The organism is Pseudomonas frederiksbergensis (assembly GCF_001874645.1).
GTDB classification, from domain to species: Bacteria; Pseudomonadota; Gammaproteobacteria; order Pseudomonadales; family Pseudomonadaceae; genus Aquipseudomonas; species Aquipseudomonas frederiksbergensis_B.
In genome coordinates, this window is the sequence record NZ_CP017886.1 from 1,286,473 (window position 1) to 1,309,131 (window position 22,659).

Consider the following 22,659-nt stretch of genomic DNA (forward strand, 5'->3'; position numbering starts at 1 on the left):
AAACGCGCCAGCTGCTACTGACACAGGAACAGAAACGGAAAGGGGCGTAGGAGCTGCCGAAGGCTGCGATCTTTTGATTGCGCTATTGAAAAGATCGCAGCCTTCGGCAGCTCCTACGAAAGCAAGAAAGCAAGAAAGCAAGAAAGCAAATGAGCGTCAATCGGCCAACCAGCCACTTTCCCAGTACCGCACGTTATCTCCGCGCAGCATGTAGTCGCGCAGCACCGCTTCGCGCAGTTCATCGCCCATGCGGTAGCTGGCGTCCGGGTCCGCCAGGTGCATGCGGATGGCTTGCAACCACTCATCGGTGCTGTTGCTGACAACCCGAGTGCATGGCAGATAACCCCGGTACGCCTCGGTATCGGTACAGACCACCGGGTAGCCGCAGGCGCCGTATTCCAGCAGACGCAGATTGCTCTTGCAGTCGTTGAAGATATGAAACTCCAGCGGTGCCAGTGCCAGGTCCAGGTTCAGGCTGGCCAGTTTCGCCGGGTAGACACTGAGGTCGATCACGCCATGGAACTCATGCATGTAAGGGCGCAACTCTTCGGGACACATGCCGAAGAACACCCAATCCACCTCGCTGGCCAGTTCACGAACGACGTCGGCAATGATCGCTAGGTCGCCCGAGTGACTGGTACCGCCACCCCAGCCAACCCGTGGCTTTTTCGAGGTGCGACGCTGACTGCGCAGGCCATCCCAAAGATGAGTCGCGAGCATGTTTGGCACGACCCGAATGTCGTGATGCATGGACGACAACGCGTCGGCCAGTGGTTGAGTCGACACCACCACCCGATCGCACAGGCCGATGCCGCGACGGACCAGACGCTCCATCTCGACGTTGTCCGGCATATTACGAATGTGCGCGTTCTTCTTCGGCGCCTTGATGACATAGTCATCCAGCTCGAAAATCAGTCGGGCGTTGGTGTAGGGCTTGAAGGCGGCGACCTCGTTGATCGGCCCTTCACTGTATCGCCCCTGCAAAATGATGACGTCCGGCGACTCACGCTCGATCTCGATGACCGACGGCAGGTCGTAGTAGATCCGCCCGGTCGCCCGACCAGCCTTCTCCAGTTCGACCAGCGGCTGGATCGTCCGATAATGACCGACCGCCGAGGAATTGACCGGCAACGCCATGACCTTCGGTACCTGGCGAACCGAAAACGGGCTCCAACCGGTGCGCAATCCGGGTTCCAGACTGTAACTGGAGCCTCCCAGCGTGCTCAGCATCAGGTTCGGGTTGTACGCCGGGTCGCGAGCAACGATGGGCAGCCAGCGCCGGTAGAAGGTTTCCTGTTCTTGCGTGCGAAGCGCCAGCTCGGCTTTGTCCGGCACGACCGCGGGCTGTGTCCCCAGAGCCAATTGGGCGTACGGTGTCCACACTACCAGATAGCCGTTTTGACGGACCCGCAAACACAGGTCCACCTCGTTGAGGGTCAAGGCAAAATCCTGCGCCTGAAGCCCACCGACACTCTCGAACACCGCCTTGCGCACCATCAGGCAATCAGCACCGACCGCGCTCAAGTCCTGAACCACCTGCAAACGATGCATGTAGCCGGCGGCGTTCAGCGAGTCACCGAAAAACGGTGAACCGGCCGGCCCTTGCAGCCCGAGAATCAGGCCGGCATGCAGCACGCAACCGTCAGGATTGAACAGCTTGGCCCCGACCACACCGACTTCTGGACGCTGCGCATGGTTGAGCAACTCATCCAGCCAGTCCGCACGGGTGACCACCACATAGGGGTCAAGCATCAGCACGTATTCACCACAAGCCTGCTGTGCCGCGAAGTTGCGCGTCGCCGCGACATTCCCCTGCTGCGGATACGTCAGCACCCGCAACCGGTCTGAGCCCAACTGCGCCATGGCGCTCAGCCACTCAAGCGTCTGCGCAGACTCACTGCCGTTGTCGACCAGCAGCAACTCGTACTCGCTGTAGGCAGTTTTCTCCAACAGGCTTTCGACACACCGTTGCAGCACTGCCAACTGATCCTTGCAGACAATGATGATCGACACCAGCGGCCGATCCGCGTGCAAGTAATCGACACGATTGAGCAAGGTAAAACTGCCCTGGCGAATTTCGTTGGCAACGCCCAATCGCTGAAGATGCGCCTCCAACACTTGCGGGTTGAGCTCAATGACTTCGGGTAGTGCCAGCCACTGTGCCAGGCCGAGCGTCGACTCCAGCATCACCTCGGCAATATGTTCGACGACCTTGATGCCGTCATCCTCGACCATGCGCCACAGTACATCGTGAGGCGCCAGCTCGCCGTAGCTTGAATTGAATCCACCCAGCGCCAGGAAACGCTCACGCTGGAACGCCAGGGATCGCCCGACGTAGGGATAACTGCGCATCAGGTCCAGATTGAAATCCGGCTTGAAGACCGGGTCTGCCGACTCACCGTCGCGCAACCCGCCTTCGTCGCCATACACACACAACGCACTCGGCGATGCACTGATGCGCTCGGCCAGCAGCAACAGCGCCGGCTCCACCAGACGATCGCCGGCACGCAGCACGTAGAACCAGTCGACTCCGTCGAGTTGCGCCAGCAATGCATTGAGCTGCGCGCACCAGTCCTCCTGCAACGGCAGGTTGAACACCCGCTCATCGAGCTGAGCTTCGGTACACGCGCTGGACAACACCAGGGTCAGCTCCGGCGCATAGAGCTGTCCAGCAAGACTTTCAAGGGTGAGATCCAGATTGGCTCGGCTGGCCTGCTCATCGATGATGATCGGGACGATTTTCGGTTGCCGCGCCCAACCGGCCACGGTTTCCGGCAACAAACGTCGCTGAGTCTCACTGAGCGTGCGACACGCCAGCCACTGCGTGTACAGCTGGGAAAAACTTTCGCTGGCGATACCCACCCGATATTCCTGGTTGGCCTGGCGAGCGCCCAGGGTTCGACTCAGGGGCAGCTCGTCCCAGACGCGCGGTGCCTCGCTGGCGCGGCTCAACGGCATGTAACGAACCCAACCCGCCGCCGGTGCGCCCTCGCCACCACGAACCTTGAGCATTTGCACCAGCCACTGTTTTTCCAGCTCCGCCGCATCTTTCATCGGCTGCTGACGAATCAAACGCTCTGGATGCAAGCGCTCGACACTCAACACGTAGTTGAGCTGCACTATGTTGCCCCGGCGCATCAGGCAGATGTACAAGGCCAGATCGAGCGACGCGACAAAGCAATGGCCAGGCTGAGTCAGGGCAGGCATCAGCTCCTGCATATCCTTGCGGCGGAACAGCGCATTGCTGAAACCACCGAGGAAGTTGACCGGGAAGCTCTCGAAAATCGCCAGCAGGTCATCGCCCTTGAATATCCCACAAACCGGCGACAGCGTGCTGTTCTCCAGCCGTGAGGGCAGCGGGTGATCGTCAGCATCCCAGAGCACCCGCTGGGCCAGCACCAGATTGATGTCCGCCTGCTCGCTCAGGACCTGCGCCTGACGTTCGATACACGCAGGAGACAGCTGATCGTCATCGCAGAGGAACTTGATGTACTCGCCCTTTGCCTCACCCAGACACGCCAGCAGATTGCCGACAAACCCCAGCGTCTGCGGGTTTCGTACATACCGCACTCGCTCCGCTGCGTCGCCCGTCAGCGACTCGACAACCTGCTGGATCTCATCGCCGCGACTGTCGTCGCAGACAATGATTTCGAGGTTGGCGTATTGCTGGATCAGGGCACTGCGCAGGGCCTGAGCGAAGAAGCGTGGATTGAAGGCGGGAATGACGAGGCTGACTAACGAGGCTGGATTCACGGCGGGGCTCTCAAGCGGCGGACACTCACCCGGTCGGGTGAGCCCCTGAAACCGCTGAAAAAAGGCGATTGATATTCGGCGGTTTACGGCCGGGCGCTTTCGCGCCAGGCCCCCTTAGATCTTGTTGAACAGACCCAGTTGACTGATTTTGCTGAACGCCAGTTGCGCGGCCTGCAACATGGTTTGCTGCAACGTGAGACGGGTCATGACCGCCGCCGGGTCAGAGTCGCGGATAGCCGCCTGGCTGGTGGTGTTGGCCAGGCCCAGGCTCTGGTTGGTTGCCGTCTGATCATCCAGGGCCTGACCACGCACGCCCACGGCAGTGATTGCCGACCCCACCTGCGCCTGCGCAGTGTCCAGGTTGCCAATGCCCGAGGCGACAGCTGCCTGCATTTTTTGCAAGGCCACAGCGTTGTTATCCGCCGGGGTATTCAATGCCGCTTGCAACTGGCCCAGGGTATCCAAAACGTTCTGGGTCTGGTGGTTATTGGGCTGGATAACAAACTGATCGCCGGCTGCCGGAGTACCGCCAAGCGTGAACGTGACCCCTGCAGCAGTCGCCGTAGAGCCGGCCATGGTGCCCGAAGAAACCGGCTTGCTGTTCGCCGTGATCGGCGACGCATACAGATCGTAAGCAGTGGCACTGGTGAACTTGAGGATCGCCTCACCCGTGGGGAAGGTGCTGTTATAGGCCGTCGAGTTGCTTTGGGTCGCACCGGAGATCACTGCCGTGGACGGATTGCCCGGGCTGCGCGAAGCGTTGATGGTGTCCGGTTTGACCGCCAACTGGAAGCTATGGCCTGCAATCACCGCGTCCGGAACGATATCACCAGACTTCAGATTGATGTTCAGCGTCATGTCTACACCGCGGAAACTGACCGTCTGGTTAGACGCGTCTTTATTACTGATCACACCGTTCTGGCTGGCCTCGGCGGTGACATCGGCACCCAGTGCATCGGTGATCTTCAACTGCGTGCTGCTGACAAAACTCACGGTGTAAGGCTGACCTGCGGCGAACTTGGAATCGAACGTTGCGCTATTGCTGATCTGGCCATTGGACAGCGTCACGCGACCGTCATCCACCGCAGGTGCGGTCATAGTGGTCTGAGAGCGAGTGGTATTGGCCGCCTTCTGGAAAGCATCCCAACCAGTAATGTTGCTGGCAACCGACATGGAGTCACCAATGGCCAGGTTTACCTCGGACTGGTCACCGTTGTAGGTGTAGGTGCCATCGGAGTTTGCCGTGTAGGGAGGCGTGCTGGTTTTTGAGCCGCCAAACAGGTAGTTGCCATTGGCGTCCTGACTGTTCATGAGGCCCAGCACCTGGTTCTGGATCTGCCCCAACTCCTGGGCCGCAGCCTGACGATCGGCATTGGTCTGTGTGCCGTTGCTGGCACCCAACGTCACCTCCTTGGCCCGCTGCAAGGCAGTACCAATGGCGCTCAAGGCGGTTTCGGCCTGGCTGTACGAGCCCTTGAGGTTGCTGATGTTGCCAGCGTACTGATCCAGCATCGAACTCTGTTGGCCGAGCTGAATCAGACGCGCCGCACCAATCGGGTCATCGGCGGCCGTGTTGATCTTGGTCATACTGCTCGCCTCGGCGCTGGTCTGCAGTGCGTTGCTGTAGTTACGCTGATAGTTGGCAGCGGTCGTTTCGTAATACTGGGCGGTAGAAATGCGCATGAATTACGACTCCTTAAAGACTGTTGATCAGCGTGCTGAAGGTTTCCTGCGCAGCCTTGATGATCTGCGATGAGGCTGTGTAGTACTGCTGGTACTTCACCAGGTTGCCGGACTCTTCATCGAGGTTGACACCCGACAGGGCATCGCGGGCGCTCTTGGCGCCGGTCAGAATCACCGTGGCGGCATCGCTGTCAGACTTGGCCTGGGCAGCTTGGGCACCAACATTGGAAATCAGTTTGCCGTAAGCGTCCGAGAGGCTGACGCCCTTGCTCGCCGAGCCGGTTTCCACCGTCTGCTTGGTTTGCAAGCCGACCAGCGCGGTACCGTTGCGGTTGTCCGAAGAGCTGGCACCGGTCAACGAAATGCTGAAGCTCTCGCCCGAAGCAGGCGAGCCACTGACGGTGGTTTGAACCGAGAACGTCTTCTGCACTGCCGGCACGACCGAGTTATCCATGATCGGGGCGCCCGTGCCATCGACCATATTCACTTGCAGGTTCAGGGTATTGCTTTGACCGGGAACGATGGTTCCAGAGCCCATGTTGACACCCTTGGCATCGTATAGCTTGTAACCCTGAGTCCCGGCAGCCGCGGGATCGAACACCACTTTGACCGGCGTCGAATACTGGAGCCCGGTTTGCAGGTCGGCATTGGCCGCCGGCTTGTAGATATCCAGGGTACTGGTTAACGTTGGCTGGCTATAGGTGCCTTTGTTGTTGGCACTGGCGACACCGCTCAGAGGTGCCGCCGCGGCGAGCGTTTTCGGATCGGTGATCACGGTCTGGATATCACTGGCACCGCTGCGGGTCGGCGTCACTTTGAAGGTGTCGCCGGCGCTCATGGCACCGCCGCCATTGAGCGCCATGCTGAAGCCGTCGATCACCGGAGCCGGTGTCGTGGCGGTGCTGAAGGCACCCATGTTGGTGCCATCGGAGCGCGTGACGCTGTAGTTCGTGGCGCTGCTGAAAGTCACCTGATAATCGTTGGTGGTCAGCTTGCCCGTGTCGTTGATGGTGACATTGAGGTTACCCGATCCGGCGCTGTTACCTGCCTGGGCAATGCTGCGCTGAGAGATCAGCGTCGCACTGTTGATGTTGCTGAAGATCGCCGAACCGAAGTTACCGTTCTTGTCGATGCCCTGGGCCTGTTGCTGGTTCATCTGATCGGCAACTACCAGCGCGACCCGTCCCAGCTCGTTGATTGCCGGGTTGAGCACTTCGCTGCGATAACTCAGCAAGCCACCCATCTGCCCCGTCGTCACCACCGACGTAATATCGATGACGCTCGAACCGCGGTTCAGCTGGAGCATCGACTGACTCGGGTCAGTCTTGCCCGGTACGGTTTCCAGGGTATTGGTGGTGCTGCCCATCACCAGCGGCTGACCGCTGCCGATGTAGACATCGTAGTTGGTGCCACGCTCGACAACCTGAGTACCGACCAGATCGGACAGCTGACGAACCGCCTCGTTGCGCTTGTCGAGCAGGTCGCTCGGCCCACTGCTGTTGCTGGCGTTGCTGCCCGACGCTTGAGAAATTTGCTGGTTGTACTGGGCGATCGAGTTCGCCAGCTTATTCACCTGGGACGCCATGTCCGACAGGTTGGAATTGATGCCGGTGTTCTGGTCGCTCAACTGCTTGGAAATCGAGTTGAAGCGATCGCTGAGACCCTTGGCATTGGTCATCACCGATTGGCGGGACGCATCATCGGAAGGCGTGGTCGCGACAGCTTGCAGGGAAGTGAAGAACTTCTGCAGCGCGCCACTGAGGCCGGTGTCCTTGTCGGACAGCAGCGTGTCGACCGGCGTAATTTTCCCCAGGTAGGACGATGCCTGACCGTTAAGCGAGGTGGTGGTCTGCAACTGGGTGTCGAGGTAGGCACTGTACACCCGACGCACGTCCGCCAGGGTCGTGCCCGTGCCGATGAATACGTTGTTGCCGTACTGAATCGAAGACTTGCTGTTCTGCACGGTTTGCTGACGCGAATAGCCGGCCGTGTCAACGTTGGCAATGTTATTGCCGGTCACCGCCAAAGACGATGAGGCCGCATTCAACCCCGACATCCCGATATTGAGCAAACTCATGGTTCAGACCTTATAACTTATGCCTATAAAGGCGTCATGGAAGAGCCCGCCGCAGCGTAGTTCTGGTAACTCTTCATCTGTTTGGCAATCTGCGAAATCTTGCTGGCGTAGTTCGGGTCGGTGGCATACCCGGCCTTTTGCAACTCGCGCACAAACTGTTCTGGGTTATCGGCCGACTTCAGCACATCTTGATAGCGATTGTTGCTTTGCAACAACGTCACCAGGTCATGGAAACTGTCCTGATAAGAGTCGTAGGAACGGAACTCGGCCGTCTCCTTGACCATCGCGCCATTTCTGAATTCGCTGGTGATTGCCCGCGCCTGAGCACCCTGCCAGCTACTGCCGGCCTTGATGCCGAACAGGTTGTGACTGCTGGTGCCGTCCTGGGCGCGCATGACCGATTTGCCGTAACCGGTTTCCAGCGCTGCCTGGGCTACCAGATAGCGCGGATCGACACCAATGCGGTCGGCGGCGGCTTTGGCCATCGGCATCATCGCATTGACGAATTCGTCGGCAGAACTGAAGGCCTTCTTCGCTGGCGCCAGTGGTATTTGAGCCATGGCACGACCATAAATCTGCAGGCTTCCGCTCGACGCCGAGTCCGTTTGCGAGGCCAGCCAATCGCCGTTGAACAGGGGATCGGAAGCAGTCTTGGTGCCCTGAGGCAATTGGGTTTTGTTGAGCGCCGTCACAGCGACCGCAGCCGTCGTCGATGCCGACGGCACCAGACCGGCGAGCAAGCGGTCCGTGAGTTTCGGCGGCAGTGCCAGACGCCGCTGGTTGAGCATCGCCACATCATTGCGGTGACCGTCGAGCGATTGCTGCGGCGGATTGATCGCGCGCGACGCCCACAATGGGCGCTGACCATTGAGCCGCGACAACGGCCCATTGGCGCCCACCGTACCGGCAGCCACCGGCGTCGACACTGCCGCTTTTGCTGCTTCCTGCTTGGCAGCAGACAACGCCGCCGCCTCGCCCGGAGCCAGCGGCTTGTTCTTCGACATCTGGCGCATCAGCACGTCGGCCAGACCAATACCACCGCCCTGACGGGACATGGAAACCGCCAGCTGCTGGTCGTACATTTCCTGGTACTGCTTGGCCGCCGGCGTGTTGAGCGGATTGTCCTTGCCCAGTGCTTCGGTGGCCGAGCGCATGGACTTGAGCATTTCGCCGAGGAACAGCGATTCGAACTCCTGCGCCACTTTGCGCATGTTCGCATCGCTGTTCTTGTCGCCGACCTTGAGCTGGTTAAGCCGGTTCAGGTCCGAGTACGAACCCGAATCGCCACTGCTGACCAGCCCGCTCTTGTGAAGATCCATGTTCGCCATATCAAATCACAATCAGGTCGGCTTGCAGGGCGCCAGCCTGCTTCAACGCTTCAAGGATCGCCATCAAGTCACCCGGCGCCGCGCCGACCTGATTCACCGCACGGACAATCTCGTCCAGCGTGGTGCCAGGGCCAAATTTGAACATTGGCTTGGCTTCCTGCTGAGCATTGACCCGGGAGCGCGGCACGACGGCCGTCTGACCATTGGACAAAGGCCCTGGCTGACTAACGATCGGGTCTTCGGTGATGGTCACGGTCAGGCTGCCGTGAGTCACGGCGGCCGGTGAAACCTTGACGTTCTGACCGATCACGATGGTGCCGGTCCGCGAGTTGATGATGACCTTGGCCACCGCCTGCCCCGGATCGACTTCGAGGTTTTCGAGGATCGACAGGTAGTCGACGCGCTGACTCGGATCGAGCGGCGCCGTGACGCGGATCGAACCGCCATCAATGGCCTGCGCAACACCAGGGCCGAGCATGTTGTTGATCTTGTCGACAACGCGCTTGGCGGTGGTGAAGTCGGAGCGATTGAGATTGAGGGTCAGGCTGTTGCCCTGATTGAAACCGCTCGGCACCGAACGCTCGACCGACGCACCGCCCGGGATGCGACCGGCCGACGGAACGTTGACGGTGATCTTCGAACCGTCGCGCCCCTCGGCATCAAAACCACCGACCACCAGGTTGCCCTGAGCGATCGCATAAACGTTACCGTCGATCCCCTTGAGCGGCGTCAGCAGCAAGGTGCCGCCGCGCAGGCTCTTGGAGTTACCGATCGAGGACACGGTGATGTCAACCTGCTGACCCGGCTTGGCGAACGCCGGCAAGTCGGCACTGATCGACACCGCCGCGACGTTCTTCAACTGCACGTTGCCGGAACCGGCCGGCACCTTGATGCCGAACTGCGAGAGCATGTTGTTGAAGGTCTGCAGGGTGAACGGGGTTTGCGTGGTCTGGTCACCCGTGCCGTTAAGCCCGACGACCAGGCCGTAGCCGATCAATTGGTTGGAACGCACGCCCGAAATACTGGCGATGTCCTTCAACCGCTCGGCCTGAACGCCGAGGGAGGTGGACAGCAACAACATGGCCGCCATCAGGTGCTTGAAATTAAACATGAGTCGTTTCATCACCTAGAAAGGGAACAACGGGCTTAAGAAGAAACGGTCGAACCAGCCTGGCTGACTCGCGTCGGCAAACGAACCGGTCCCCGAATAGGTGATGCGCGCATCAGCGATACGCGTCGACGACACCGTGTTATCGGTAGCGATATCGTCCGCCCTGACCAGACCGGCAATGCGCACCAGCTCATCACCGGTGTTGAGGGTCATCCACTTCTCGCCACGCACGGCAATGATGCCGTTGGGCAACACGTCGGCAACGGTGACGGTGATCGAACCGACCAGGCTGTTGCCCTGCCCTGCCTTGCTGTCACCCTTGGTTGCGCGGTCACCGCTGTAATTGGCACTCAGACTCAGAGGGCTATTGGTGGCCGGGGTGCCACCGAACAACGAGGTCAGACCGAGTCCGGTCTTGCTGGTTTTGTCCACCTGGGAGTTGGCGTTTTTACTGGCCTGGGTCTTCTCGTTCAGGGTAATGGTGATGATGTCACCGACCCTGAATGCCTTGCGGTCGCCATACAGATTCTGCTCGAAACCGGCCTGATAGATCGAGCCGTTGTTCGCCGCTGCCGGCAGCGGCGTACGAGGCAACACGGGCGCGTAGTACGGGTCATTGGGCTTCGGCGTCGGGCCGACGCAGCCCGCGAGCACGGCGATCCCACTCAGTGCGAGAACAGATACAAAGCGATTCATGACCCTACCTCACGGTGTTGCAGGCGGCTTCATGCCACCTCATAGACTTGATTACAGATTCTGCGCGACAAACGAGAGCATCTGGTCGGCGGTGGAGATCACCTTGGAGTTCATCTCGTAGGCACGTTGAGTGGTGATCATGTTGACCATCTCTTCAACGGTGCTGACGTTGGAGGTTTCCAGGGTGTTCTGCAGCGTGGTACCAAAACCGTTCAGGCCCGGGGTGCCGACTTGCGGCGCGCCGCTGGCGGCGGTTTCCTGGAACAGGTTGTTACCCGTCGCCTGCAGGCCGGCCGGGTTGATGAAGTCGGCGGTTTGCAGGTTGCCGATCACTTGCGCGGCGGCGGCGCCTGGAACGGTGATCGACACCGTACCGTCACGACCGACCGTAAAGGTCTGAGCGTTGTTCGGAATCACGATAGCCGGCTCAAGGGCAAAGCCACTGGCATTAACGATCTGGCCATTGGAGTCCAGGTGGAACGTACCGTCACGGGTGTAGGCGGTCGTGCCGTCCGGCTGCCGGATCTGGAAGAAACCCCGACCGTCGACCGCCATGTCCAGCGGTTGATCGGTGGTTTGCAGGCTACCGGCGGTGAAGTTTTTCTGAGTGCCGACAATGCGCACACCGGTACCCAATTGCAGACCCGACGGCAGTGCGCTGTCCTGGGTCGACTGGGCGCCTGGCTGACGCTTGATCTGGTACAACAAGTCCTGGAACTCGGCACGGTCACGTTTGAAACCCGTGGTCGATACGTTCGCCAGGTTGTTGGAAATAGTCGTCAGGTTGGTGTCCTGGGCGGACAGACCTGTTTTGGCAACCCATAGAGCCGGAAGCATTCAATTCTCCTCGTGCGCCTGTTTTACGGCGCGACGTTCTGATAATTAGCTGATCTGCAAGACCCGAGCCATGGCCTGGTCGTCGTCTTTGGCGGTGTTCATCATCTTGATGTGCAGCTCGAATTGCTTGGACAAGGCCAACACCGAGGTCATCTCTTCAACGGCGTTGACGTTGCTCGACTCAAGAAAACCCGACACCAGTTGCACGTTGGCATCGGCCGGTGCCGGCTTGCCGTCGGCGGTATGGATCGAACCGTCCAGACCTTTAGTCATGTTCTTGATGTCCGGGTTGACCAGCTTGATGCGGTCAATTTCTGCCATGACGCGCGGACCTTCACCCATCGACCGAATGCTGATGGTGCCGTCCTGACCCACTTCGATTTTCTGCTCGGGCGGCACGGCAATCGGACCACCATTGCCCATGACCGGCATACCGTTGCCAGCGCGCAACACGCCCAGAGCGTCGATATTCAGACTGCCGGTGCGCACATAGCTTTCGCCACCGCTCGGATTCTGTACGGCAATCCAGCCATTACCCTGGACCGCCACATCGAGGTCACGACCGGTTTCTATCATTGAGCCAGGAGAGAAGTCGGTGGCCGGACGTTCGGTCAGGGCAAACGCGCGCGCCGGAAAGCTGTCACCAAACACCGGCATCGACCGCGCCTGCTCCAGGTCCTTTTGAAAACCGTTGGTGGAGATGTTCGCCAGGTTGTTGGCATGAGCCTTTTGCGCCAGTGCGTTCTGGCTGGCGCCGGTCATTGCCACATAAAGGTACTTGTCCACAGTCTTTCCTCTGCATGTCGGACGTTTGCCGCCCACCGCTGTACTGCTGAGCCTCAAGCAATTTGCAGACCAACTTTCACGCAGGGGTTCGAAGCCCTCTAAACAAAGGACTTGGGAGGAACTGGAGGGGAATGGGCAATGGTGTCAAAGACGAAAAACCGGCGCGGTTATGCCGCTTGGCGGCAAAGATCGCAGCCTGCGGCAGCTCCTACGCTGAATAGGGGTTCATTCTGGAGCTGCCGCAGGCTGCGATCTTTTGATCTTCAGGTATTGTCCTTACCCACTTCGTACTCACGCAACTTGTTGGCAATGGTGGTGTGGGAAACGCCAAGGCGCTTGCCCAGCAGGCGACTGCTGGGGTACTCGGAATACAGCCGCTCCAGCACAGCCTTTTCGAAACGCCCGACAATTTTATCCAGCCCACCTTCCAACGAGAAATCCCCCAGAGGCTGGCGCACACCGTAATCAGGCAGGCGAATATGTTCAGCCTTGACCGTGCCGCCGTCACACAACGAAACCGCCTGAAACAGCACGTTCTCCAACTGCCGGACATTGCCCGGCCAGTGATAATGGCTGAGCCGATCCATCGCCGCCGGTGCCAGCTTCGGCAATGGACAACCAATCTGCCGACTGGCCTGATCGAGGAAGTGCTCTACCAGCGGTGTCAGACCGTCGAGGCATTCACGCAGCGGCGGGATGTGCAGTGAAAGCACATTCAAACGATGGTAAAGATCCTGACGGAATTCACCGCTGGCACACAGTTCAGACAAATCGACCTGAGTGGCGCAGATCACCCGCACATCCAGGTAAACCTCTTCATCGCTGCCGACCCGGCGGAAGCAACCGTCCTGCAAAAACCGCAGCAGTTTCACCTGCAAGCGCGGGCTCATTTCCCCGACACCGTCGAGAAACAATGTACCGCCCGCCGTCAGCTCCAACAGCCCGAGCTTACCTTCGGCCCGCGCCCCTTCGAACGCACCCGGGCCATAACCGAACAGCTCGGTCTCGGCCATCGACTCTGGCAGCCCGGCGCAATTGAGCGCCATCAACGGCGACTGCCCACGCGGGCTGGCCAGATGGCAGGCGCGCGCCAACAGTTCTTTACCGGTGCCGGTCTCGCCTTCAATCAGCAGCGGCGCATCCAGTGGCGCCATGCGCCGCGCCTCGCGAACCACCGCGGCCATGACCTTGGAACTCTGGAAAATGCTGTCGAACCCGCGCAACTCCTGCTTGCGCACGTTATAGATGCGTTCGCCGACCCGGTCCGCCCGGTGCAGCGTCAGCACAGCGCCGGCCATGGCCTCGCTGTCGTCATGCTCCGATTGCAACGGCGCGATATCGGCCAGGAACACATCGCCCTTGACCTTGACCCGCAAGCCATTGATCCGCGATTTGTTGGCTCGAACCAGTTCCGGGAGATCGAAGTCCTCGGCATAACGCGACAAGGGAATGCCCGGCACCTCGTCCACCCGCACACCGAGCAATTGCGCGGCGGCGCGGTTGGCCGCAACGATTGAGCCGCCCATGTCGATCGACAGCACCGGAAACTCCAGCGCGCCGAGCAAGGCATTCAACTCCATGTGCCGACGCTCGCTGGGCATCAGCCCTACGCGCTTGACGCCGAATACACCAGCTATTGCCTCGAACTTTGGACGCAACGCCTGGAACTGAATGTTGATCAGGTTCGGGCAATGCAGATAGATCGCGTTGCCATGTTCGCCGCCGACCTCACCTCGAGCAACGTTGATCCCGTACTCCACCAGCAGGTTGAGGATGTCGCGCAGGATGCCGATGCGGTTCTGGCAATGGACTTTGATACGCATATAAAGGCCCAACGGTGGTGAATGGGGCGCATGGCGAGGATTTTTCTGCCGAGACGCGAAGTTTATCGTCAAGATTATGTGACAGCTCAAGGCCTTTTCAAACCCGAAAATCTCAATACCTGCGCCACAGCCGCCAATTCGTAACGAATACTTTACGAAAAACCGCGACTTTCCCTACGCGCAACGCTCAAACCCTGCTGCAAGGTCGCACACTTCGGCGTATTTCTAGGTCTATACGCAAGACATAACAAGAACGTATCCCTTTGCAGGAGAGCAGCATGAAGCAGACGCAATACGTGGCCCGCGAGCCCGATGCGCAAGGTTTTATTCACTACACCGCTGAAGAACACGCAGTGTGGAACACGCTGATCACTCGCCAGCTGAAAGTGCTCGAGGGTCGTGCGTGCCAGGAATACATGGACGGCATCGAAAAACTCGGCCTGCCCCATGACCGCATTCCGCAACTCGACGAAATCAACAAAGTCCTCGGCGAGACCACCGGCTGGCAAGTCGCCCGCGTACCGGCGCTGATTCCGTTCCAGACCTTCTTTGAATTGCTGGCCAACAAGCAGTTTCCGGTCGCGACCTTTATTCGTACTCGCGAAGAACTGGATTACCTGCAAGAGCCGGATATTTTCCACGAAATCTTTGGGCACTGCCCGCTGCTGACCAACCCTTGGTTCGCCGAATTCACCCACACTTACGGCAAACTCGGCCTCCAGGCCTCCAAGGAAGAACGTGTCTATCTGGCGCGCCTGTATTGGATGACCATCGAGTTTGGCCTGGTCGACACCCCAGAAGGTCAACGCATCTACGGCGGCGGCATCCTCTCCTCGCCGAAAGAAACCGTGTACAGCCTGTCCGGCGAGCCAGAGCATCAAGCCTTTGATCCGCTGGAAGCGATGCGCACGCCGTATCGCATCGACATCCTGCAACCGCTGTACTTTGTCCTGCCCAACCTCAAGCGCCTGTTCGATCTGGCCCACGAGGACATCATGGGCATGGCCCACAAAGGTATGCAGCTGGGATTGCACGCACCGAAGTTTCCGCCTAAACCCAAGGCAGCCTGAGTGCGCCGCAGTCGCGGCAACCTTGCAAATGCCCGTAAAAAGTAACAACGTCTAACAAGAACTGAATTCAGGAATAAACCATGAACGCTCTGAACCAAGCCCATTGCGAAGCCTGCCGTGCCGATGCCCCACACGTCAGCGACGAAGAACTGCCGGTACTGATCAAGCAGATCCCTGACTGGAACATCGAAGTTCGCGACGGCGTGATGCAGCTGGAAAAAGTCTTCCTGTTCAAGAACTTCAAATTCGCCCTGGCCTTTACCAACGCCATGGGCGAAATCTCCGAGGCCGAAGGTCACCACCCTGGCCTGCTCACCGAGTGGGGCAAAGTCACCGTGACCTGGTGGAGCCACTCGATCAAAGGCCTGCACCGCAACGACTTCATCATGGCCGCGCGCACTGACGAAATGGCGAAAGACGCCGAGGGCCGCAAATAATGCATTTCGACGCCATCGGCCGAGTACCCGGCGACCCGATTCTCGGCCTGATGGAGGCCTATGCGCAGGACAGCAATCCGCGCAAGTTCGACCTTGGCGTAGGCGTCTACAAGGATGCCCAGGGCCTGACGCCGATTCCGCAGTCGGTGAAACTCGCCGAACTGCGGCTGGTGGATCGCCAGACCACCAAGACCTACATCGGTGGTCACGGTGACGCGGCGTTTGGTAACGCGATCAATGAGCTGGTGCTCGGCGCCGATTCCGCGCTGATCGCCGAGCAGCGTGCCGGCGCCACCCAGACTCCGGGTGGCACGGGCGCCTTGCGCTTGAGCGCAGACTTCATTGCGCAATGCCTGCCAGGGCGCGGCATCTGGCTGAGCAACCCGACCTGGCCGATTCACGAAACCATCTACGCCACCGCCGGCCTCAAGGTTAGCCACTACCCGTACGTGGGCAGTGACAACCGCCTCGACATCGAAGCGATGCTGGCGACCCTGAACCTGATCCCCAAGGGCGACGTGGTGCTGCTGCACGCCTGCTGCCACAACCCGACCGGTTTCGATCTGTCGCACGATGACTGGCGCCGCGTGCTGGAAGTGGTTCGCAACCGAGAACTGCTGCCGCTGATCGACTTCGCTTATCAGGGTTTTGGCGATGGTCTGGAGCAGGACGCCTGGGCAGTGCGGTTGTTTGCTGCTGAACTGCCAGAGCTGCTGATCACCAGTTCCTGCTCGAAAAACTTTGGCCTGTACCGCGACCGCACCGGCGCGTTGATCGTCTGCACGGAGGATGCCGAGAAGCTTGTGGATATCCGCAGCCAATTGGCCAACATCGCCCGCAACCTGTGGTCGACACCACCGGATCACGGCGCTGCCGTGGTGGCGACCATCCTCGGCGACCCGGAGCTGAAACAGCTGTGGGCCGATGAAGTGGAGGCCATGCGCTTGCGCATTGCGCAACTGCGCTCGGGCCTGGTGGAAGCGCTGGAGCCACACGGACTGGGCGAACGCTTCGCGCATATTGGTGTGCAACGCGGGATGTTTTCCTACACCGGATTGACACCGGCGCAGGTGAAAAACCTGCGGGACAACCACAGCGTGTACATGGTCAACTCCGGCCGCGCCAACGTCGCCGGGATTGATGCCACACGTCTGGATGTGCTGGCGCAAGCCATCGCCGACGTCTGCCGCCCTTAAAAGATCGCAGCCTGTGGCAGCTCCTGCATTGGATCGACGTACATCCTGTAGGAGCTGCCGCAGGCTGCGATCTTTTGCCGTTCATTTGCACCTCCTCCTGCGGCCATCCGTCGCAACAAAGGGAGATAAAAGTCTTTTTGTCATCTCCCCTGCTGTATCCTGCCAAGGCTTTTTAAAAGCGCGGATCTACACAGCGATTTAAAAACAGACCTTGCGAGGAGCAACCACCATGCACGAGATTCCTAATCTCCCCTTCCCAAGCCTGCACGAGACTGCGCAGACAACCCCGCAACAAGCCGGCGCCCAACAGCCCGAGCCGAAAGAAGCCACTGGCAGCCGCAAGGCCGACAGCGAAGACTGAAAAAGCACTACCCAGACCGTGTGGAAAGCGCTAACTCATGCGCTTTCCACACAGCCTGAACCAAGGACCCGCACATGACCGACACCTTCACCGAAAGCCAGGCCAGCGTACTGATCGGCACTGCTGAAAAGATGATCGATGTCTGGAACCGCCTGACGCCCGAGAAACAAGCCCTGCTACTGGCCCGCTTCGGCAGCCAGGAAAACGCCCTCGCCGCACTGGTGACCACGCAACTGGTCGCACCCGCCAAATCCTGATTCCGGCCAGGCAACACAATGGCCGACACCTGGCGCCAATTTCTCCCCCTCTGCGTCTCCAACCACCGGTATCATAAGCAGCCTATCTATCCTGCTGTCCCGTGGACCCATTCCCATGCCAGATCCTCAGCGCCCCATGGCGGTCACGCTGCAAGTCGTTTCCATCGTCCTGTTTACCTTCATCGGCTATCTGAATATCGGCATCCCCTTGGCCGTTTTGCCGGGTTATGTGCACAGCGACCTGGGTTTTGGCGCGGTGATCGCAGGTTTGGTGATCAGTGTGCAATACCTCGCCACCCTGCTCAGCCGCCCGTACGCGGGGCGGATCATTGACAACCAGGGCAGCAAACACGCGGTACTGTACGGCCTGGCCGGGTGCGGCTTGAGCGGTGTGTTCATGTTGCTGTCGGCGTGGACCCAAAGCCTGCCGACCCTGAGCCTGATCAGCCTGCTGATCGGTCGACTGGTGCTGGGCAGCGCTGAAAGCCTGGTCGGTTCGGGATCGATTGGCTGGGGCATCGGCCGGGTCGGTGCAGCGAATACCGCCAAGGTCATCTCCTGGAACGGCATCGCCAGTTACGGCGCACTGGCCGTCGGCGCGCCGCTCGGCGTACTGCTGGCTCATCACCTCGGACTGTGGAGCATGGGCGTGAGCATTCTCTTGCTCGCAGCGCTGGGGCTGTTGCTGGCCTGGCCGAAGACCGCCGCACCGATTGTTGCTGGTGAACGCCTGCCCTTCATGCATGTCCTGGGACGGGTGCTGCCCCACGGTTGCGGACTGGCACTGGGCTCGATCGGTTTCGGCACCATCGCCACCTTCATCACCCTGTATTACGCCACCCGACACTGGGATAACGCCGTGCTCTGCCTGAGCTTGTTCGGCGCCTGCTTCATTGGCGCGCGCCTGCTGTTCGGCAACCTGATCAATCGCCTCGGTGGCTTTCGCGTGGCGATTGCCTGCCTGTCGGTCGAAACCCTCGGCTTGCTGCTGTTGTGGCTGGCCCCGGACGCACACTGGGCACTGGCGGGCGCGGCGTTGAGCGGGTTCGGCTTCTCGCTGGTGTTCCCGGCGCTGGGCGTGGAGGCCGTGAATCTGGTGCCCGCCTCCAGCCGTGGCGCAGCGGTTGGGGCTTACTCGCTCTTCATCGACTTGTCGCTGGGGATCACCGGACCTTTGGCGGGTGCCATCGCGGCAGGATTCGGCTTTGCCTCGATCTTCCTGTTCGCCGCCCTCGCCGCGTTGAGCGGTTTGATGCTCAGCGTTTACCTGTACCGCCAAGCGCCACAGCACCTGAACGAAAAGTACCGCGAAGAACGCGAAACGCGCTAAAAGTCGACTTTACCCCGCCCGGCCTTGATCGAGCCGCGCTTGGTTTTTGACTCCAGCCGACGCTTTTTCGAACCCAGGGTCGGCTTGGTCGGACGACGCTTCTTTTCAACCTTGGTGGCGCTGAGGATCAACTCGGTGAGGCGCGCCAACGCATCGGCGCGGTTGGCTTCCTGCGTGCGGTATTGCTGGGCCTTGATGATGATCACGCCTTCGCTGGTGATCCGGCTGTCACGCAGCGCCAGCAACCGTTCCTTGTAGAACTCTGGCAAGGACGACGCCGGAATATCAAAGCGCAGGTGCACCGCACTCGAGACCTTGTTGACGTTCTGCCCTCCCGCACCTTGCGCGCGAATGGCGGTCAATTCGATCTCGGCATCCGGCAGATGCACGTTGTTGGAAATCACCAGCATGGAAAACGGTCCGGGGTCAGGGCGTTCAGGATACCGCGAATGCCGTTCGTAATAGCGGATCATCACGGCGAGCAGGTGAAGCCGGGCATGGCCGTCGGTAAAATTAACTTACAAACACTGCTCCTGCACCTACTGAAGAAGAGTTGATTTGTTTTGAATGGCCGTACTAATCTCGTGGCTCACATCAACGGAGCATGATTGATAATGAATCTTGAAAATATTCGATACCATATCGCAGTCACCCTCTTGGTTTTAGGCTGTTCAATTCCGATCATGGGAATGGTTGTCTGGGCAATAACCGAGATAATCCCACTTGAAGGCCGTTTTTTAAAAATCGCCTACATAGCAACCTATGCCCCTATCGTATTATTTGGCTTACATTTTTATATCCCAAGGCTACGCGACCTTACGTAAATACATTGCAAATCATCAATTAACCCTTGCCCCCCTCTCACAAGCCAAAATTTAAAACCAATGAACCTTGAAAACATACGATACTACACATCAGTAATCCTACTGGTTTTTGCTTGCTCCGCACTGCCTTCCGGCCTCATTGCACGCGGAATCGTTATGACTTTCAACATAGAAGAAAAATTCTGGCCTATCTTTTTTACAACATACACAGCCATGGTAATTTGGGGATTGCGATTTTACCCTCCAAGAATGCGCGGCGTTCTATGAATAGAACCCAAGCCCCATAAAACAGAGTCACCTGCTTTTTTCCTCTCCTTCTGAAAGCATCGTATTTATAGTAAAAAAATCAACTAACGCTTCAAAAGACAAGGCCAGTTTTCCCATCTGACGGTAAGCCATTTCATAATTAACCGGATCACGCCTGAACAGCTCAACCGAACCAGGTTTTGACACTGGCCTTAGCACCCCGTATGCAGAAATAAGCAAATCAATAGAGTAATAAACCACATCCTCCTTGTCATCACCGAACGCAGCTCTATAGGCATACCTAACAGGCCCAACCGCACTTGGCGCATCCGGCCCACGGTAGATATTCGCCATACCTTCATAAATATTATTAACACCATGCCCAATCATGAGTGCGCCCGGCGCCGCACCGAGCACTGCCGAGCCTCCGACAATCGTGGCCCCTGTCCTAACCTGCATCACCCCCGCCGCAACCCCAATACCATTTTGAAGATAGAATCGTGCCTTTGACGATAAATCTTCATACTCGGCTCTTATTTCCTGCACCGCTTGCCACGCACTAATCACCCCCTCATCAACCGCCTGAATAATTTCATTAGCATAGGAAGAGACAATCGAACCAAATCGAAGCCGCGCAAAACCATCAGGAATATGCGCCATGCCTATGCTGCATCCAACTGCAACAAGATCAGAAGCCGACTTGGTTACGTCGTGGATATCGCACGAAGCCTCATTCACCCTCATTTCCCCAGGAACTATAAGCACTTGTGGCCCCTGGAACGTGCGCCCAAGCAATATCTCTATAACGAATGGATACCAACTCTTGCGGTTCTGCATCGTTCATACGAACAGCGTGAGGAACTTGCAGGCTGATATGGGCGATACGCGCACCGGTCAGGTGGATTGAATAGTATCTTTCCTGGCCGCCAGCCGAAGAGGTTCGGTAAAAATTGATCTTGCACTCCACTTCTTCACCCTCATGCAGCGCACTGGCCAACAACGGTGATGACTTATCGATGCCCTTGGTAATCATGATCGGCATGTGCTTGCCGCGTCCACCCGCCATGCTGCCGTCATTGCCCGTGAGCATATCGTGTGAATAAGCCAGCACCATGATTTCATCTTGATGGCCGATCTGGCATTTGTTGCCGATAGAATCAGGACCGGAGCAACCGGCGGAAATCAAACCTTGTCGCTTGCCGGTAATACTCATGTAGCTGTGACTAGCCATACGTGCCACTCCTTTGTTTCGGAGAGGCAGACTAAGACAAAAAGAAAAATGTCGGGTGTAGTCCATTTCTGAATTTACTGTATGAACCCCGAAAACAATCAACCCGGCGCATGGCCGGGTTGGTCGTTGAAACCAGATACGCTTACTTCACAACAGGCGCCACACTCAGCACGTGTTGAGCGCTGCGCTTGTTCTTGACGTTGTAGCAGCCCCACATGAACACGACCCACACCGGAATCGCGTACACCGAGATCTGGATGCCCGGGATCATCAGCATGATGCACAGGATGAAGGCCACGAACGCCAGGCAGATGTAGTTGCCGTACGGGTACCACAGCGCCTTGAACAGCGGCGTTTGTTGGGTGCGGTTCATGTGCTGACGGAACTTGAAGTGCGAGAAGCTGATCATCGCCCAGTTGATCACCAGCGTCGCAACCACCAGCGACATCAGCAGTTCCAGCGCGTGCTGCGGGATCAGGTAGTTCATCACTACCGCCACGAACGTCACTGCTGCCGAGGCCAGGATCGAACGCACCGGCACGCCGCGCTTGTCGATCTTCGCCAGACCTTTCGGGGCATCGCCCTGTTCAGCCATGCCCAGCAACATGCGGCTGTTGCAGTAAGTGCCGCTGTTGTACACCGACAGCGCTGCCGTCAGGACCACGAAGTTGAGGATGTGCGCCGCAGTGTTGCTGCCCAGCATCGAGAACACCTGAACGAACGGGCTGCCGCTATAGGCATCGCCGGACGCGTTCAGGCTCACCAGCAAGCTGTCCCATGGCGTCAGCGAGAGCAGAACCACCAGTGCGCCGATGTAGAAAATCAGGATCCGGTAGATCACCTGATTGATGGCTTTCGGGATCACGGTTTTCGGCTTATCAGCTTCTGCGGCGGTGAAACCGAGCATTTCCAGGCCACCGAAGGAAAACATGATGATCGCCATGGCCATCACCAGACCACTGACGCCATTCGGGAAGAATCCGCCGTGTTCCCACAGGTTGCTCACCGAGGCTTGCGGTCCGCCGTTGCCGCTGACCAGCAGGTAGCTGCCCAGGGCAATCATGCCGACAATCGCCACCACCTTGATGATCGCGAACCAGAACTCCGCTTCGCCAAAGACTTTGACGTTAGCCAGGTTGATCACATTGATCATCACGAAGAACACTGCGGCCGAGGCCCAGGTCGGGACGTCCGGCCACCAGTAGTGCACGTATTTACCGACCGCAGTCAGCTCGGACATGCCCACCAGGATGTACAGAATCCAGCAGTTCCAGCCCGCCAGAAAGCCGGCAAAACCGCCCCAGTACTTGTGCGCAAAGTGGCTGAACGAACCGGCCACCGGCTCTTCAACGATCATTTCGCCCAGTTGGCGCATGATCATGAACGCGATGAAGCCACAGATCGCGTAGCCGAGGATCATCGACGGGCCGGCCGATTTCAGTACACCGGCAGAACCCAGGAACAACCCGGTACCGATCGCGCCACCGAGGGCGATCAGTTGAATATGGCGATTTTTCAGGCCGCGTTTAAGCTCGCCTGAATGCGAGTTTTGTCCACTCATGAAAAGGGTCTCACGCAAGGTTTGATGATATTCGTTAAGACGTTGCCGCTCG

Annotated in this window: 19 protein-coding genes; 6 read left to right on the forward strand and 13 right to left on the reverse strand. The window is 58.7% G+C overall.

Translation table 11 applies throughout. The annotated features are described in order from the left end of the window. Positions 1-156 precede the first annotated feature (156 nt). The 9 genes from BLL42_RS06480 to BLL42_RS06520 form a co-directional block, all read right to left on the reverse strand. Positions 157-3,753, reverse strand: coding sequence for a glycosyltransferase (locus tag BLL42_RS06480; RefSeq protein ID WP_071551310.1), 3,597 nt, complete (start codon positions 3,751-3,753; stop codon positions 157-159). A gap of 114 nt (positions 3,754-3,867) precedes the next feature. Continuing rightward, positions 3,868-5,436, reverse strand: a complete 1,569-nt coding sequence (locus tag BLL42_RS06485) for a flagellar hook-associated protein 3 (RefSeq protein ID WP_071551311.1) — start codon at positions 5,434-5,436, stop codon at positions 3,868-3,870. Between the two features lie 13 nt (positions 5,437-5,449). Then, a complete protein-coding gene (gene flgK / locus BLL42_RS06490; protein ID WP_071551312.1) occupies positions 5,450-7,513 on the reverse strand; it encodes a flagellar hook-associated protein FlgK in 2,064 nt (687 codons plus the stop codon). Between the two features lie 23 nt (positions 7,514-7,536). Further along, positions 7,537-8,832 (reverse strand): flagellar assembly peptidoglycan hydrolase FlgJ, encoded by a 1,296-nt coding sequence (flgJ, locus tag BLL42_RS06495; RefSeq protein ID WP_071555709.1) that lies wholly within the window; start codon positions 8,830-8,832, stop codon positions 7,537-7,539. A 10-nt stretch (positions 8,833-8,842) separates the two neighbouring features. Continuing rightward, complete coding sequence (locus BLL42_RS06500; RefSeq protein ID WP_071551313.1) at positions 8,843-9,952, reverse strand: flagellar basal body P-ring protein FlgI; 1,110 nt, start codon at positions 9,950-9,952, stop codon at positions 8,843-8,845. A 15-nt stretch (positions 9,953-9,967) separates the two neighbouring features. After that, positions 9,968-10,648 carry a flagellar basal body L-ring protein FlgH gene (gene flgH, locus BLL42_RS06505; protein WP_071551314.1) on the reverse strand — a complete coding sequence of 227 codons (681 nt, stop codon included), beginning with the start codon at positions 10,646-10,648 and terminating at the stop codon, positions 9,968-9,970. A gap of 51 nt (positions 10,649-10,699) precedes the next feature. Further along, the gene (flgG, locus tag BLL42_RS06510) at positions 10,700-11,485 is read right to left on the reverse strand and encodes a flagellar basal-body rod protein FlgG (RefSeq protein ID WP_071551315.1); all 786 of its coding nucleotides are present in this window, start codon (positions 11,483-11,485) and stop codon (positions 10,700-10,702) included. 45 nt (positions 11,486-11,530) lie between these two features. Then, entirely contained in the window at positions 11,531-12,271 is a 741-nt protein-coding gene (locus BLL42_RS06515) for a flagellar basal body rod protein FlgF (protein WP_071551316.1), read from the reverse strand. A 263-nt stretch (positions 12,272-12,534) separates the two neighbouring features. Then, positions 12,535-14,094 carry a sigma-54-dependent transcriptional regulator gene (locus BLL42_RS06520; RefSeq protein WP_071551317.1) on the reverse strand — a complete coding sequence of 520 codons (1,560 nt, stop codon included), beginning with the start codon at positions 14,092-14,094 and terminating at the stop codon, positions 12,535-12,537. A gap of 278 nt (positions 14,095-14,372) precedes the next feature. Here BLL42_RS06520 and phhA point away from each other — a divergent pair, with 278 nt between their 5' ends. From phhA to BLL42_RS06545, 6 genes are all read left to right on the forward strand, one after another. After that, a complete protein-coding gene (phhA, locus tag BLL42_RS06525; RefSeq protein ID WP_071551318.1) occupies positions 14,373-15,164 on the forward strand; it encodes a phenylalanine 4-monooxygenase in 792 nt (263 codons plus the stop codon). Positions 15,165-15,244: 80 nt separating this feature from the next. Continuing rightward, the gene (locus BLL42_RS06530) at positions 15,245-15,601 is read left to right on the forward strand and encodes a 4a-hydroxytetrahydrobiopterin dehydratase (RefSeq protein WP_071551319.1); all 357 of its coding nucleotides are present in this window, start codon (positions 15,245-15,247) and stop codon (positions 15,599-15,601) included. Beyond that, a complete protein-coding gene (locus BLL42_RS06535) occupies positions 15,601-16,797 on the forward strand; it encodes an amino acid aminotransferase (protein WP_071551320.1) in 1,197 nt (398 codons plus the stop codon). The genes BLL42_RS06530 and BLL42_RS06535 overlap by 1 nt, the downstream gene beginning before the upstream one ends. 229 nt (positions 16,798-17,026) lie before the next feature. Further along, positions 17,027-17,158 carry a hypothetical protein gene (locus tag BLL42_RS30765; RefSeq protein ID WP_256676601.1) on the forward strand — a complete coding sequence of 44 codons (132 nt, stop codon included), beginning with the start codon at positions 17,027-17,029 and terminating at the stop codon, positions 17,156-17,158. A gap of 74 nt (positions 17,159-17,232) precedes the next feature. After that, positions 17,233-17,415, forward strand: coding sequence for a hypothetical protein (locus tag BLL42_RS06540; protein WP_071551321.1), 183 nt, complete (start codon positions 17,233-17,235; stop codon positions 17,413-17,415). Positions 17,416-17,530: 115 nt separating this feature from the next. Next, on the forward strand, positions 17,531-18,745 hold the full coding sequence (locus BLL42_RS06545; protein ID WP_071551322.1) for an MFS transporter: 1,215 nt from the start codon (positions 17,531-17,533) through the stop codon (positions 18,743-18,745). Here BLL42_RS06545 and arfB read toward each other — a convergent pair. From arfB to BLL42_RS06565, 4 genes are all read right to left on the reverse strand, one after another. Then, positions 18,742-19,155: an alternative ribosome rescue aminoacyl-tRNA hydrolase ArfB gene (arfB, locus tag BLL42_RS06550; RefSeq protein ID WP_071551323.1), complete on the reverse strand. Its 414-nt coding sequence runs from the start codon at positions 19,153-19,155 to the stop codon at positions 18,742-18,744. The genes BLL42_RS06545 and arfB overlap by 4 nt on opposite strands. Before the next feature lie 708 nt (positions 19,156-19,863). Continuing rightward, positions 19,864-20,475 (reverse strand): DUF4225 domain-containing protein, encoded by a 612-nt coding sequence (locus tag BLL42_RS06555; protein ID WP_236721973.1) that lies wholly within the window; start codon positions 20,473-20,475, stop codon positions 19,864-19,866. A gap of 70 nt (positions 20,476-20,545) precedes the next feature. Continuing rightward, positions 20,546-21,046, reverse strand: coding sequence for an Hcp family type VI secretion system effector (locus tag BLL42_RS06560; protein WP_071551325.1), 501 nt, complete (start codon positions 21,044-21,046; stop codon positions 20,546-20,548). Between the two features lie 142 nt (positions 21,047-21,188). Continuing rightward, positions 21,189-22,607 carry an amino acid permease gene (locus BLL42_RS06565; protein WP_071551326.1) on the reverse strand — a complete coding sequence of 473 codons (1,419 nt, stop codon included), beginning with the start codon at positions 22,605-22,607 and terminating at the stop codon, positions 21,189-21,191. Positions 22,608-22,659 lie beyond the last annotated feature (52 nt).

Coding starts and splice junctions, on each gene's coding strand:
- BLL42_RS06485 (WP_071551311.1), bottom strand. CDS start 5,436: ATGCGCATTTCTACCGCCCAGTATTACGAAACGACCGCTGCCAACTAT.
- flgK (WP_071551312.1), bottom strand. CDS start 7,513: ATGAGTTTGCTCAATATCGGGATGTCGGGGTTGAATGCGGCCTCATCG.
- flgJ (WP_071555709.1), bottom strand. CDS start 8,832: ATGGATCTTCACAAGAGCGGGCTGGTCAGCAGTGGCGATTCGGGTTCG.
- BLL42_RS06500 (WP_071551313.1), bottom strand. CDS start 9,952: ATGTTTAATTTCAAGCACCTGATGGCGGCCATGTTGTTGCTGTCCACC.
- flgH (WP_071551314.1), bottom strand. CDS start 10,648: ATGAATCGCTTTGTATCTGTTCTCGCACTGAGTGGGATCGCCGTGCTC.
- flgG (WP_071551315.1), bottom strand. CDS start 11,485: ATGCTTCCGGCTCTATGGGTTGCCAAAACAGGTCTGTCCGCCCAGGAC.
- BLL42_RS06520 (WP_071551317.1), bottom strand. CDS start 14,094: ATGCGTATCAAAGTCCATTGCCAGAACCGCATCGGCATCCTGCGCGAC.
- phhA (WP_071551318.1), top strand. CDS start 14,373: ATGAAGCAGACGCAATACGTGGCCCGCGAGCCCGATGCGCAAGGTTTT.
- BLL42_RS06530 (WP_071551319.1), top strand. CDS start 15,245: ATGAACGCTCTGAACCAAGCCCATTGCGAAGCCTGCCGTGCCGATGCC.
- BLL42_RS06535 (WP_071551320.1), top strand. CDS start 15,601: ATGCATTTCGACGCCATCGGCCGAGTACCCGGCGACCCGATTCTCGGC.
- BLL42_RS30765 (WP_256676601.1), top strand. CDS start 17,027: ATGCACGAGATTCCTAATCTCCCCTTCCCAAGCCTGCACGAGACTGCG.
- BLL42_RS06540 (WP_071551321.1), top strand. CDS start 17,233: ATGACCGACACCTTCACCGAAAGCCAGGCCAGCGTACTGATCGGCACT.
- BLL42_RS06545 (WP_071551322.1), top strand. CDS start 17,531: ATGCCAGATCCTCAGCGCCCCATGGCGGTCACGCTGCAAGTCGTTTCC.
- arfB (WP_071551323.1), bottom strand. CDS start 19,155: ATGCTGGTGATTTCCAACAACGTGCATCTGCCGGATGCCGAGATCGAA.
- BLL42_RS06555 (WP_236721973.1), bottom strand. CDS start 20,475: ATGGCGCATATTCCTGATGGTTTTGCGCGGCTTCGATTTGGTTCGATT.
- BLL42_RS06560 (WP_071551325.1), bottom strand. CDS start 21,046: ATGGCTAGTCACAGCTACATGAGTATTACCGGCAAGCGACAAGGTTTG.
- BLL42_RS06565 (WP_071551326.1), bottom strand. CDS start 22,607: ATGAGTGGACAAAACTCGCATTCAGGCGAGCTTAAACGCGGCCTGAAA.